Origin of the sequence: Mesorhizobium sp. CA5 (assembly GCF_020165105.1) — a bacterium.
GTDB lineage: Bacteria > Pseudomonadota > Alphaproteobacteria > Rhizobiales > Rhizobiaceae > Mesorhizobium.
The window spans coordinates 130,637-143,797 of the sequence record NZ_JAIUHJ010000017.1; the positions used below are offsets into that span (position 1 = coordinate 130,637).

Here is a 13,161-nt window from a genome sequence, read left to right on the forward strand (position 1 = left end):
CGGCATTGCTTTGACCTTTCGTTTCAATGCACGTCGTTGTATCGAAACGACAAGGCCGAACGATGCCGGATCGGCAATCGAGCCAAGGCGCCTGCCCCAGGCGGCGGCAAGATCAAGGGGGCTGGCTTGGAAGAGCAAGCGACATGTGAGACCCGGCGATGCCGGGCTGGAACGTGCAGGCTCCACGACAGGCGCGCTTGTCGCCAGGATGGAATCGGCGACCGGAAGCAGCCTGCCGCATGATCGCGCCACCCATTCTCACCGCGAGCCGGCTTGGGCTTATCGTGACGCCGGACATGTTGCCCGGCGGTGATGGGATCAACATCAACGGGCCGTCGCTGATCGGCATGCCGGACTGGGCGCCGGGGCGGCTGGGCGCCTACTATCTCTATTTCGCCGACCACGGGGGTTCCTATATCCGCCTCGCCTACGCCGATTCGATCGAAGGCCCGTGGCGCATCCATCCCGGCGGGGTACTGTCCCTCGCTCAATGTCCGTTCATCAAAGGCCACATCGCGTCTCCCGACGTTCATGTCGATCAGCGGAATCGCCGCTTCGTTATGTATTTTCACGGACCGGCAAAAGGCGGAGAAGGCCAGACGACCTTTGCCGCGACATCCAGTGACGGCCTTCATTTCAATCCGCTTTCCGAGCCGCTCGGGCCTTCCTATGCCCGGTTCTTCCGCCACGATCAGTGGTGGTACGGTCTTCTCGGGACAGAAGCCATCACCGTCTTCCGCTCTAGGACCGGCATCTCCGATTTCGAACGGGGTGCGGTTGTTCTGTCCGGCATGAAGCATCTTCCCACCCCGCGGCATCTTGCACTGCAGAAATCCGGTCGCTGGCTGCGGGTCTTTTACACGCGCAGGGGCGACGCGCCGGAACGGATACTTCACGGCACGATCGATCTCGCCGAGGACTGGCGACGCTGGACGGTCAAAGGCGAGACCGAACTGCTGCGGCCGCAGACGGACTTCGAAGGCGCGGGCTTGCCGGTTTGCCCCAGCCGGGACGGGCCGGCCGAAGGCGCGGAGAACGCGTTGCGCGATCCTGCGATTTTCGAGGAGAGAGGCCGCACCTGGCTGCTCTACGCCGTTGCCGGAGAGAGCGGCATCGCCTTGGCCGAGATCACGTCGAGGGACGTTCCTGGCAAAGCAGCCCGGATGCCGGCGACCACTCTACGCCGTGGCGCAAGACGACTGTTCTGGCGATTGCGCAAGGCTGCGCCCCGGCTGCCCTCGGCAATGACGTTTCGCAAAAGAATCTTCATTGCCGGCTGTGCTCGCAGCGGAACCACGCTAAGCCGTCGTTTGATGGCGTGTTTCGACGATATCTATGTTCATAGGGACGAAGCGCCGTATCAGGCGCTGCTCGAACTGGATCGCCCCGAAGTCAATCTGGTCGTCAAACGCACCTATGAGAGCCATAAGGACATCGAGCATCTGCCTGGCTCGGTCGGATTGATCTATTGCGTGCGGCATCCTTTCGACGTGCTCACAAGCTCCCATCCAGAGACGGTGAACGAACGGCGTTTTCACGTAACGACCGAGCGCTGGGAGGCGGAGTATGACGGGTTGACGCGCCTTAGAAAGGCTCAACCCGAAAGAGCCGTTTTCTATCTGCGCTATGAGGAATTGATCGCCGAACCCGATATCGTCCAGGGCAGGATCGCCCGGTCGTTCGGTCTGTCACCGGTCACGCTTTACAGCCGCGATGCGGACAATCCGATACGGCCGACGTCGCTGAGAAAATGGGAGCGCAATGAAGAATTCCAGACCTACCTGCATGGCCTGCCAGCGACGTTCCTCGCCCGCGTGGAGAGCTTCTGCCACGAATTCGGCTACGAAATGCCGGCCTACACCTTGAACGCGGGAACGGCGCGGTGATGACGGCGCAGGCAGTGAGCATCCGGGCCGAGGATCACAAGCGGCGCGTCCTGAAGGATGTGTTCGGCTTCGACGATTTTCGCCCCGGGCAAGCGACCGTGATCGAGGCGTTGCTGTCCGGGCGGCATGTGCTGGCGGTGATGCCGACAGGCGCCGGCAAATCGCTCTGCTATCAGGTTCCGGCGCTGGTCAAAGGCGGGCTTACCATCGTGGTGTCGCCGCTGGTGGCGCTGATGCAGGACCAGGTCGCCGCCTTGCGCCTTGCCGGCGTGGCCGCCGACACCATCAATTCCTCGCTCGACCGCGACACCAATGTCGCTGCTTGGCGCCGCGTGGCGTCCGGGCAGACGCGGCTGCTCTATATGGCGCCGGAGCGGCTGATGACGGAACGGATGCTCGAAGCCCTGTCCCGGCTCGATGTCGGCCTGATCGCCATCGACGAGGCGCATTGCATCTCGCAATGGGGACCGGCCTTCCGGCGCGAATATGAAGACCTGTCGCAGTTGCGCGGCGTGTTTCCGCAGGTGCCCATCATCGCGCTGACGGCGACGGCGGACGAGGCCACGCGCGCCGACATCGAAGCGCGGCTGTTTGCCGGGCGCGCCGAAACCCTGGTGCTGGGCTTCGACCGGCCCAATATCAAGCTGGCGATAGAGCCCAAGCAGGACAGCAAGCGCCAGCTGCTGCGCTTCATCGAGCGTCACCAGGGCAAGAGCGGCATCATCTATTGCCTGTCGCGCCGCAAGACGGAAGAAATGGCGGCTTTCCTGGAGAAGAACGGCGTGCGCGCGCTCGCCTACCACGCCGGCATGAGCAAGGACGCGCGAGAGGCGAACCAGAACACCTTCATGAGCCTGTCGGGCCTCGTCATGGTGGCGACCATCGCCTTCGGCATGGGCATCGACAAGCCCGACGTCGCCTATGTCTTCCACACCGACCTGCCCGGCAGCCTCGAGGCGTATTACCAGGAGATCGGCCGCGCCGGCCGCGACGGCCGGGCGGCGGAAGCGCACATGCTCTACGGCGCCGGCGACATCCGCACGCGCCGGATGTTCATCGACGACGAGGATACCTCGCCCGAGCACAAAAGGCGGGCGCATCGCCGGCTCGACACGCTGATCGGCTATTGCGAGACGGCGCAGTGCCGGCGCCAGGTGCTGCTCGGCTATTTCGGCGAGGAGGCGCAAGCCTGCGGCAATTGCGACAACTGCCTCGACCAGGCGCCGCGCGCCGACGGCGGGACGGAGGCGCGGATCATCCTCGCGGCAGTCGCGCAGAGCGGCGAGCGCTTCGGCGCCGCCCATGTCATCGATATCCTGCTCGGCCATGAGACCGAAAAGGTGCTGGCCAGAGGCCATCAGCAGCTCGCCAGCTTCAGGACCGGCATCATGCATCGGAAGCCGGTCTGGCTGTCGCTCATCCGGCAACTTGTCGCCGGCGGCTTTCTGGTGCCGGATCCCGACGGCCATGGCGGCCTCGCCATCTCGGAAAGCGGCCGCGCGCTCGGCCGCGGCGAGGTTGCGTTCGAGTATCGTGTCGAAGGTCGGGACCGTCTGGCGCGCGGCAGCAAGCGTGCCGCGCAAGGCTCTGCCACGGGCGAGAGCGTGGACACTTCCTTGCTGGCCGCGCTCAAGACGCTGCGGCTGCGGCTCGCCAAGGAACGGCAGGTGCCGGCCTATGTGGTGTTTTCCGACCGCACCCTGATCGACATGGCCGAGCGCCGTCCGCGCGACCTCGACGACTTCGCCGAGGTGAACGGCGTGGGTGCAGCAAAGCTCAAGGAGTTCGGCGAGGCGTTCTTGAGTGCGATCGCGGCGCACCCGTCAGAAAGCTGACAAGACGTATATCTCAGCCTCAACCCACGCCTTGGACGGCCTGAACCATGGCATTTGCGGCTTCAACGGGCTGGAGGCCAGCTTCGCGCACCAGCGTGCGCCAGGTGAAGAAGCTCAGCGCCACACGCAGCATCGCTCGCTGGCTGCCGCCAAGGCCTTCGCCGAGCACTCCCTGGCAGGTCGCGAAATACGGGCCGATGCTCGTCTCGACAGCCTCCCGGGTTGGCGGGTGATGTTCGGCGTCGCGCAACACGCTGGCCACCACGCTTTCATTGCGCCCGTACCATTCGTAGAGCGCCAGCAGCGCGATCCGCATCCGTTCGCCTGGGTCGGCCACAACTCGCCACGGCTCCGGGCTCGGCAGCGGATGCGTCTCGATGTGCGTGCTCGAGCAGGCCTGCAGCAGACTGCGCTCGTCGGGGAAGTGGGCGTAGAGCGTGTGTCGCTGAACGCCGGCACGCTCGGCGACCAAGCTGAAGGTCGTTGCTGCGGGACCAACGCTACCGTGCAGGTCGATCGCAGCTTCGACGATGCGCCGCCGGGTTTCCGCCTGCTGCTCGGCACGGCGTTTAAGGGTGTATTTGCGGGTCATGTATTTAAATGCACACGCATGTGCACCCATTGTTGACAGGGTTCTAATATTTCGCTACACACATATGTACTTCGATTTTGGTCGAAGTCCAGCCCTGGGTAACCGGGAGAGGGAAGGCAACCATTGTTTTGGAGGAGATTCCATGGAAACGAAAATCGATGAAATCGCCGAGGGCATCTACCGCCTATCGACCTATGTACCGGATATTGCTCCGCCCGTCGGCTTCACCTTCAACCAGTTCCTGGTCATGGGCGATGAGCCGCTCATGTTCCACACCGGTCTGCGGAAGATGTTCGCGCTCAACCGCGACGCGCTTGCCCGCATCATCCCGCCGGAGCGTCTTCGCTGGATTGGATTTGGCCATTTCGAATCCGACGAATGCGGCGCCATGAACGAATGGCTCACCGTTGCGCCGCAAGCAACGGCCGCGCACGGACAGACAGGCGTCTACGTGTCGCTCAACGATTTCGCGGATCGTGCGCCGCGGGTGCTGAAGGATGGCGAGGTGATCGACATCGGCGGCGGCAAGCGCGTGCGCTTCATCGATACACCGCACACGCCGCATGGTTGGGACGCCGGCGTCATGTACGAGGAATCGACCGGCACCCTGCTCTGCGGCGATCTGTTCACCCAACTCGGCAACGACCGCGCGCTGACCGACGGCGATGTTGTCGGCCCGGCGATCGCCGCCGAGGATCTGTTCAAATATTCGGCACTCAATCCCGGCATGGGCACGACCATCCGCGAGCTTGCCAAGCTCGCGCCACGCACTCTGGCGCTCATGCACGGCCCGTCATTTTCCGGCGACGGGGCTGCGGCCCTGCGGGCGCTTGCCGACGACTACGACCGCCGTGTCTCGGCTCAGATGGCCGAAGCCATGCAGAGGCTGGCAGCATGAGCGCGCCCGTAGAGGGCACAAAGACGGACTGCCGGATCACCGGCGTTTGCGGCCGTCAGGGGCGCACCTGCCCGAACGCCGGCTTGCTATGCCACATCCTGCTTCGGGCTCAAGATGTCAGTCCTGCGAAGGGCGCCGCGCGAATGCGTAGCCTGAAATGAATGAGCGGCCTCCTTCGCCGAGGCTTCGGAGGCCATCTTCGCGAAGGATCGCCCCGGTCCTACCAAACTCGAAGAGCGAAGCGGGATGGAGCCGCCCGATGGATCAGGCGGCGACCACCTTGAGCTCGACCCTGCAATCGCCTTGAGCCGGCTAACGCCAAAGGCAAACCTTGACGTCCTTCCCGACATAGCAGGCGCCTTCGCGGCGAAGCTCTCCCCAATCTCCTGCCTCGCCGTGCGTGTCGCGAATGTCCGCGTTGCCGTAGCCTGCCCAAAGATCGCCGTCCTTGTAGACAACGGCCCAGTAATCTTTCGACATTTCACCGGCCCCGCTATGCGTGTCGGGATAGTCGATGCCTGCGAAAACCTGACGAGGGCCTTGGATATTGAAATCGCCGCCCTTCTCGATTTGGTAGGAGCATCTTCCGGAGATGCGGGTTTGACCGTGAACGACAAGCAGGCAGCGGCCCCATTTGTAGCCGCTCGGCAAACGATGCTGTGGTTGCGCGTGCGAAGGTGAAAGGGAAAACGCAATTGCAAGGGCAACCGCAATTGTTCGCGCGACCATCTTGTCCCCCGTTGTGAAGCCGAGACCGGGCATTGTTAGATTTCGCCCCCGAGCGCATGTGGCCCTCTACGCAACAACCCGTGAGATCATATTATTATCGATTTATTATCGATCACGGTCGGATTTTTGTCACCCGAGGGCCACGGGATTTCATCCGCAGGCCGATGGGGCAGGTGAGGGGGATGTGGGGAAAGCTCCGAGCCGCCCTCCTTCGCTAAAGCTTCGGAGGGAATCCTGCTTCGCGCGGAAAGGAATTCGTTGGACCTGTCCTGCGAAGCGCGCAGCGCGAAGCAGGATGGCGGAGAGGGAGGGATTCGAACCCCCGATACCCTTGCGAGTATGCCGCATTTCGAGTGCGGTGCATTCGACCACTCTGCCACCTCTCCGCGAGGTCATGGTCGGCCGTTGCCGGCGCGGCGCACTAGATAACGGCTGACTGCTCCGGTTACAAGGCCCTATTCGCCCGATTTCCAGCTTCCGCGAAAAGCGATTGGGACGGGACGGACCGATATTTGCCGGCAACGTCGCTTGCGGCCTCTCCAAGGACAATGCCGCTTGCCTGTCGCTTGCCTTGACTCCGGCGCAACCTTCGGTTAGGGACAGCCCGCATTCGGCGTGGAGGCTCTTCCGCGCCGCTTGTTTTTTGAACCCGCAGACTGACAAAAAGACGGCCGAACCGCCCGAGGCGGTTCATCGAGGCCGACCGAACAGCGAAAGGCAAAAAATGTTCGCAGTCATCAAAACGGGCGGCAAGCAGTATCGCGTCGCCGCCAACGATCTCCTGAAGATCGAGAAACTCGAAGCCAAGGTCGGCGACATCGTCGAGATCGGCAATGTGCTCGCGCATGGCGAGGGCGAGAATGTCACCTTCGGCGCGCCGTTCGTCGATGGCGCTCTGGTCACGGCGGAAGTCGTCGAGCAGGGCAAGAACCGCACCGTCATCGCTTTCAAGAAGCGCCGCCGCCAGAATTCGCGCCGCAAGATCGGCCACCGCCAGCTTTTGACCACCGTCAGGATCGCCGAGATCCTGCTGGGCGGCGCCAAGCCGTCGAAGAAGGCCGCCGCCAAGGCCCCCGAAGCCAAGGCGGAAGTCGCCGCCGAGGCAAAGGCCGAAGCCGCTCCGAAAGAGGCCAAGGCCAAGAAGGAGCCCAAGTCTGAGGCCGCTTCCGGCGAAGAGGCAAAGGCCGCGCCGCTGTTCAAGGCGCCGAAGGGCGAGCCAGATGACCTGACCGTGATCAAGGGCATCGGCCCGGTCGCGGCGAAGGACCTCGCCGAACAGGGCATCGTCACCTTCGCGCAGCTCGCCAAGCTCACCGACAAGGATGTCGCCAAGATCGACGAGCACATGCCGTTCAGCGCCGACCAGATCAAGGACTGGCGCGAGCAGGCCAAGGAACTGGCGAAGAAGTAAGGCAGGTTGAAATAAGAGATGGCCCGGCGACAATCGTCGCCGGTGCGCACTTGAAACGGAACGCGAACGCGTTCATAAGACCATTCAAGCGCCTCAGGGCGCATCGGAGTTAGTCAAATGGCACACAAGAAAGCTGGCGGTTCGTCGCGCAACGGTCGCGATTCGCACTCCAAGCGTCTCGGCGTGAAGAAGTTCGGCGGCGAAGCCGTCATCGCCGGCAACATCATCATTCGTCAGCGCGGCACGCAATGGCATCCGGGCACCAATGTTGGCATGGGCACGGACCACACCCTTTTTGCGCTCGAAGCCGGCGCAGTCACCTTCAACAAGAAAGCCAACGGCCGAACCTACGTATCGGTGAACCCGATTACCAAAGCAGCGGAGTAGCCGGTTCCGCACCATAACACCGGCGCCCATCTCGGGAACCGGTGTCTGGCCAGGCCAGGAAAAGGATCAGGAGAGATGGGTTTGCCCTCTCTCCTTTTTCATTTTTTCTTGCCCTGGAGGACTAAAATGGTTGCCGAAGCGGAAGACACCGAAGACGAAAGTTACGTGATCGATTGCCCGGAGCTGGCCACCGAGCGACTGGGCATGCGCGCCCCGCGCGAGAGCGATCTCGAGCAACTCGTCACGCTGGCCGACAACCGGCATGTCGCCGAAATGCTGGCCCGCATGCCGCATCCCTATGGCGAAGCCGAGGGCCGGACCTTCCTCGCCATGGCGGCGTCGCGCCGCGCCGGCATCGTCTATGCCCTGACGCTCAAGGATACCGGCACCTTCGTCGGCTGCGCCGGGCTCAACACCACCGATCGTGGCCTGGAACTGGGCTACTGGATCGGCGAGCCTTACTGGAAGCGCGGCTATGCCACCGAGGCCGCGCACGCCCTGGTCGACCTCGCCTTCCAGCGGACCTCGATCCAGGTGCTGCATGCCTCGACAAGGGTGATCAATCCGGCCTCACGCCGGGTCATCCACAAATGCGGCTTCCAGTATGCCGGCCAGGGCATGCTGAACTCGATCGTCGCGGGCCAGGTGCCGGTCGAGCGCTACAGGCTCGACAGGAAGACCTGGACCAGCCTGAGGAATTGGATTCATTTTTGACGATTGCTTCACAGGGCTGGGCAAGCGCCCCCTCACCCGGATTGCCAACCGAATCGCGAAGGGCAATTCGGGGCAATCCGACCTCTCCCCAACGGGAGAGGAGCCGGTAAGCGCCGGCGCCAATCTCGTCTGCCCTCGGGGAGAAGGTGGCCGCGTAGCGGCCGGATGAGGGGGAGTCAGAATTCAGCCCAGCTCGGCCCAGAGCGGCAGGTGATCGGAGCCGACGGCGTCCCGGTCGGACCATAGACGCTTCAGCGATCTGGCCAGCGAAGCGCTGGTGAAGATGTAGTCGATGCGTTTGTGGCGGTTTTTGTCGTCTGGGCGGTCGGGATCGACCCAGGTGACCAAGTCGGCGACGGCAAGGCGCTGGGCGACGTCGACGGCAAGATCGGCGGTCAGCGGCATGCCGAACTCATGGTCCGGGCGGCCAGCGAGTTCGACATATTCCGGCGAGCCCGGCAGCATGTTGAAGTCGCCCATGACGATGAAGGCTTCCGGATAGGGCAGGTCTGGCAGGCCGATCTCGGGAATGCCCGACAGGCCGCCGCCTTCGAGCGCATAGTTCAGGAGGCGCTGGCGCAGGAAGCGGATCTGGCTCTGGCGCTCGACCGGGCTGCGGTGGTCGAGATGGGTGGAGTAGAAGCGGATGAAGCCGAGCGGCGTCTCGATCAGCGCTTCGAGCGCGCCGCGCTGGAAATTCATGGCCTCGAGGCTGCGGCTGCGCGGCAAAAGGAGATTGCGCGACAGATGAATGGGTGTCTTCGACAGCACCATGTTGCCGAGCTGGAAGGAGGTCGAGATGGCGCGGCCGTTCTCCAGGCGCGAGCCGATATTGACCTCGAAATTGCTGCTATAGGCGGCAAAATAATCGGGCAGCGCCTCGCTGATCTCGGCCACCATGTCGCGGTCGCCGTTGCGCGGGTTGTTGCGGGTCACTTCCTGCAGCGCGATCACGTCGGCGCCGCGCACGGCGTCGGCGATGCGCCCGACATCGTATTTGCCGTCGAGGCCGATGCCGTACTGGATGTTGTAGGAAACGATCTTCATTCCCGCGCCCCTTTAGTCCCCGCCAGTGCTACCGCGTGCGCGCCGAAAGGGCATCCGGCGCTTTAGTCGCAATTCGGCCTCGCCCTCGGCCCTGCCTTGGTTTAGAGCAATCCCGCAAGTGCAATAGCAGAAACTTGAAACGATGAAATTCCTCGACCAAGCCAAGGTTTACATCCGTTCCGGCGATGGCGGTGCCGGATCGGTGTCGTTCCGGCGCGAAAAGTTCATCGAGTTCGGCGGGCCCGATGGCGGCGATGGCGGTCGCGGCGGCGATGTGTGGGCGGAAGCGGTCGACGGGCTGAACACGCTGATCGACTATCGTTACCAGCAGCATTTCAAGGCCAAGACCGGCATGCACGGCATGGGCCGCAACATGACCGGGGCCAAGGGCGCCGACATCACGCTGAAAGTGCCGGCCGGCACGCAGATCTTTGCCGAGGACAATGAGACGCTGATCTGCGACCTGACCGTCGTCGGCCAACGCTTCCTGCTTGCCAAGGGCGGCAATGGCGGCTTCGGCAACCAGCATTTCAAGACCTCGACCAACCAGGCGCCGCGGCGCGCCAATCCCGGCCTGCCGGGCGAGGAGCTGAGCATCTGGCTCCGGCTCAAGCTGATTGCCGACGCCGGCCTGGTCGGCCTGCCCAACGCCGGCAAGTCGACCTTCCTTGCGGCCGTCACCGCGGCCAAGCCGAAGATCGCCGACTATCCGTTCACCACGCTCTATCCCGGCCTCGGCGTCGCCCGCATCGACGGCCGCGAGTTCGTGCTCGCCGACATTCCCGGCCTGATCGAGGGGGCGCATGAGGGGGTGGGCATCGGCGACCGCTTTCTCGGCCATGTCGAGCGCACGCGCGTGCTGCTCCACCTCGTCTCCGCGCAGGAGGAAAACCCGGGCAAAGCCTATAAGACGGTTCGCGCCGAGCTCGATGCCTATGGCCATGGGTTGACGGACAAGGTCGAGATCGTGGCGCTCAGCCAGGTCGACATCCTCGACGCGGACGCCCGCAAGAAGAAGGCGGCCTCGCTGAAGCGCGCCGCCGGCCGCGCGCCGATGCTGCTTTCGGCCGTCACCGGCGAAGGCGTCGAGGCCGTGCTGCGCGCGCTGATGGCGGTGGTCGCAGAAGCGCGCGATGCCGTTGCGGCTCCTGTCGACACGCGCTGGCGATAAGACCCATGAAATCGCTGAAATCATACCGGCGCATCACAGTGAAGATCGGTTCGGCGCTGCTCGTCGACCGCGCGACAGGTTTGAAGCGCGACTGGCTGACCTCGCTTGCCGGCGACATTGCGGTGCTTGCCGATGCGGGCGCGGAAGTGCTCGTCGTCTCCTCGGGAGCCATCGCGCTCGGGCGCACCATTCTCGGCCTCGGCAAACGCGCGCTGAAGCTCGAGGAGAGCCAGGCGGCGGCCGCCGTCGGCCAGATCGCGCTTGCCGGCGCCTGGTCGGACGCGCTCGGCAAGGACGGGCTGAAATCGGGCCAGATCCTTTTGACCCTCGGCGATACGGAGGAACGCCGCCGCTACCTCAATGCGCGCGCGACGATCTCGACCCTGCTCAAGATGAAGGCGGTGCCGGTCATCAACGAGAACGACACGGTGGCGACCTCCGAAATCCGCTATGGCGACAACGACCGGCTGGCGGCCCGCGTTGCGACCATGATGGGCGCCGACCTGCTGGTGCTGCTTTCCGACATTGATGGGCTCTACACGGCGCCGCCGGCCAAGGACCCGCGAGCGAAGTTCATCCCGGTGGTCGACCGCATCACGCCGGATATCGAGGCGATGGCGGGCGCGGCCGCGTCCGAACTGTCGCGCGGCGGCATGCGCACGAAGCTCGACGCCGGCAAGATCGCCAATGCCGCCGGCACCGCCATGATCATCACGTCGGGCACCAGGCTTTCGCCGCTGATGGCGATCGAACGCGGCGAGCGCGCGACCTTCTTCAAGCCCAGCGCCAACCCGGTGAAGGGCTACAAGACCTGGATCGCCGGGCAGCTCGAACCGGCCGGCCGGCTCACGGTGGATGCCGGCGCCGTCGGGGCGTTGAAGTCCGGAAAGTCGCTGCTGGCTGCCGGCGTCAAGCTGGTCAGCGGCAATTTCTCGCGCGGCGATACGGTGGCGATCCTGTCGCCGGAGGGCCGCGAGATCGCGCGCGGCCTGGTTGCCTACGATGCCGCCGATGCCGTAAGGATCGCAGGCCTGAAGACGGCCGAGATCGAAAACGTGCTCGGCTACGAGGCGCGATCGGCGATGATCCATCGCGACGACCTTGTGGTAAGCGTTGCCGGCGACCAAGTATTGGCCGACGACTAGATGGGGCGGAGGGATGAACCATGCTGAAGCTGCATGAAAAGTCCGGCGAAGACACTGTGGCACTGATGGCCGATATCGGCCGTCGCGCTCGCGCCGCCGCCCGACCGTTGGCCGTCGCTTCCACCAGGGCAAAGAACGATGCGCTGGTTGCCATGGCAGACGCCATCCTGCGCAACGAGCAGGCCATTCTCGACGCCAACGCCATCGATACGTCGAATGGCGAGGAGGCCGGCTTGTCGGGTTCGTTCATGGACCGGCTGAAGCTCAATCCCTCGCGCATCAAGGCGATGGCCGACGGCATCCGCGAGATCGCCGCGCTCAAGGATCCGGTCGGCGAAACCATTGCGGCCTGGGACCGGCCGAATGGGCTCCGCATCGAACGCGTGCGCACGCCGCTCGGCGTCATCGGCGTCATCTATGAAAGCCGCCCGAATGTGACGGCGGACGCCGGCGCGCTCTGCCTAAAGGCCGGCAATCCGGTGATCCTGCGCGGCGGCTCGGACTCGCTCAATTCCTCGGCCGCGATCCATGCCTGCATGATCGAGGGGCTGAAGGCCGCCGGCCTGCCGCGGGACGCCATCCAGCTGGTGCCGACCACCGACCGCGCCGCCGTCGGCGAGATGCTGAAAGGTCTGGGCGGCAATCTCGACGTCATCATCCCGCGCGGCGGCAAAAGCCTGGTCGGGCGCGTGCAGACCGAGGCGCGGATACCGGTCTTCGCGCATCTCGAAGGCATCTGCCATCTCTATGTCGACCGCTCGGCCGATCTCGACATGGCGCTCAATATCGCCGTCAACGCCAAGATGCGGCGGACAGGCGTGTGCGGCGCGGCCGAGACCTTGCTGGTCGACCGCGCGTCGGCCGCCACGCATCTGGTGCCGATCCTGGAAGCGCTGCGCGCCGCCGGCTGCGAGATCCATGCCGACGCCGAAGTGATGAAAGCTTTCGCCGACGCCAGTCCGGCGACCGATGCCGACTGGGTGACGGAATATCTCGACGCCATCATCGCGGTGAAGCTGGTCGACGGCGTCGCCGGCGCGATCGAGCATATCGAGACGTTTTCCTCGCACCACACCGAGGCGATCGTCGCCGAGGATACGGCTGCGGTTGAGCGCTTCTTCAACGAGATCGACTCGGCGATCCTCTTGCACAATGCTTCGACGCAGTTCGCCGATGGCGGCGAGTTCGGCATGGGCGCCGAGATCGGCATCGCCACCGGCAAGATGCATGCACGCGGACCGGTCGGTGTCGAGCAGCTCACCTCGTTCAAATACCGCGTGCGCGGGTCTGGACAGGTGAGGCCTTGAAGCCGTTCGCCTTGAGGGGTTGAAGCTTGCGCCCAGGCC

The 13,161-nt window shown here is 64.2% G+C and carries 12 protein-coding genes and 1 tRNA gene; 9 read left to right on the forward strand and 4 right to left on the reverse strand.

From position 1 onward, the window contains the following. Positions 1-239 precede the first annotated feature (239 nt). Positions 240-1,886: a hypothetical protein gene (locus LB529_RS21525; protein ID WP_224712277.1), complete on the forward strand. Its 1,647-nt coding sequence runs from the start codon at positions 240-242 to the stop codon at positions 1,884-1,886. Further along, a complete protein-coding gene (recQ, locus tag LB529_RS21530) occupies positions 1,886-3,721 on the forward strand; it encodes a DNA helicase RecQ (protein WP_224712278.1) in 1,836 nt (611 codons plus the stop codon). The genes LB529_RS21525 and recQ overlap by 1 nt, the downstream gene beginning before the upstream one ends. Before the next feature lie 19 nt (positions 3,722-3,740). Here recQ and LB529_RS21535 read toward each other — a convergent pair whose 3' ends face one another. Then, on the reverse strand, positions 3,741-4,313 hold the full coding sequence (locus tag LB529_RS21535) for a TetR/AcrR family transcriptional regulator (protein ID WP_224637165.1): 573 nt from the start codon (positions 4,311-4,313) through the stop codon (positions 3,741-3,743). 142 nt (positions 4,314-4,455) lie between these two features. Between LB529_RS21535 and LB529_RS21540 the strand changes: the two genes are divergently transcribed. Then, positions 4,456-5,211, forward strand: a complete 756-nt coding sequence (locus tag LB529_RS21540; protein ID WP_224712279.1) for an MBL fold metallo-hydrolase — start codon at positions 4,456-4,458, stop codon at positions 5,209-5,211. Between the two features lie 312 nt (positions 5,212-5,523). Here LB529_RS21540 and LB529_RS21545 read toward each other — a convergent pair whose 3' ends face one another. Together LB529_RS21545 and LB529_RS21550 are read right to left on the reverse strand one after the other, a co-directional pair. Further along, positions 5,524-5,973 carry a hypothetical protein gene (locus LB529_RS21545; RefSeq protein ID WP_224712280.1) on the reverse strand — a complete coding sequence of 150 codons (450 nt, stop codon included), beginning with the start codon at positions 5,971-5,973 and terminating at the stop codon, positions 5,524-5,526. A gap of 263 nt (positions 5,974-6,236) precedes the next feature. Beyond that, a tRNA-Ser gene (locus LB529_RS21550) sits at positions 6,237-6,326 on the reverse strand. 338 nt (positions 6,327-6,664) lie between these two features. Here LB529_RS21550 and LB529_RS21555 point away from each other — a divergent pair. The 3 genes from LB529_RS21555 to LB529_RS21565 all read left to right on the forward strand — a co-directional run bounded on the left by LB529_RS21555 (position 6,665) and on the right by LB529_RS21565 (position 8,452). Next, complete coding sequence (locus LB529_RS21555) at positions 6,665-7,351, forward strand: 50S ribosomal protein L21 (RefSeq protein WP_224712281.1); 687 nt, start codon at positions 6,665-6,667, stop codon at positions 7,349-7,351. Between the two features lie 117 nt (positions 7,352-7,468). Next, positions 7,469-7,738 (forward strand): 50S ribosomal protein L27, encoded by a 270-nt coding sequence (gene rpmA, locus LB529_RS21560; protein WP_095767205.1) that lies wholly within the window; start codon positions 7,469-7,471, stop codon positions 7,736-7,738. Between the two features lie 126 nt (positions 7,739-7,864). Continuing rightward, a complete protein-coding gene (locus LB529_RS21565; protein WP_224712282.1) occupies positions 7,865-8,452 on the forward strand; it encodes a GNAT family N-acetyltransferase in 588 nt (195 codons plus the stop codon). A 183-nt stretch (positions 8,453-8,635) separates the two neighbouring features. Here LB529_RS21565 and LB529_RS21570 read toward each other — a convergent pair whose 3' ends face one another. After that, positions 8,636-9,499, reverse strand: coding sequence for an endonuclease/exonuclease/phosphatase family protein (locus LB529_RS21570; RefSeq protein WP_224712283.1), 864 nt, complete (start codon positions 9,497-9,499; stop codon positions 8,636-8,638). 142 nt (positions 9,500-9,641) lie between these two features. On the opposite strand from LB529_RS21570, the gene obgE reads away from it, so the two are divergent. Genes obgE through LB529_RS21585 form a run of 3 tightly spaced genes read left to right on the forward strand, consistent with a single transcriptional unit; the run spans position 9,642 to position 13,122 of the window. Beyond that, positions 9,642-10,670 carry a GTPase ObgE gene (gene obgE, locus LB529_RS21575; protein WP_224549425.1) on the forward strand — a complete coding sequence of 343 codons (1,029 nt, stop codon included), beginning with the start codon at positions 9,642-9,644 and terminating at the stop codon, positions 10,668-10,670. A gap of 5 nt (positions 10,671-10,675) precedes the next feature. Next, complete coding sequence (proB, locus tag LB529_RS21580; protein ID WP_224712284.1) at positions 10,676-11,815, forward strand: glutamate 5-kinase; 1,140 nt, start codon at positions 10,676-10,678, stop codon at positions 11,813-11,815. A 20-nt stretch (positions 11,816-11,835) separates the two neighbouring features. Next, the gene (locus LB529_RS21585; RefSeq protein WP_224712285.1) at positions 11,836-13,122 is read left to right on the forward strand and encodes a glutamate-5-semialdehyde dehydrogenase; all 1,287 of its coding nucleotides are present in this window, start codon (positions 11,836-11,838) and stop codon (positions 13,120-13,122) included. The last annotated feature ends 39 nt before the right edge of the window (positions 13,123-13,161 follow it).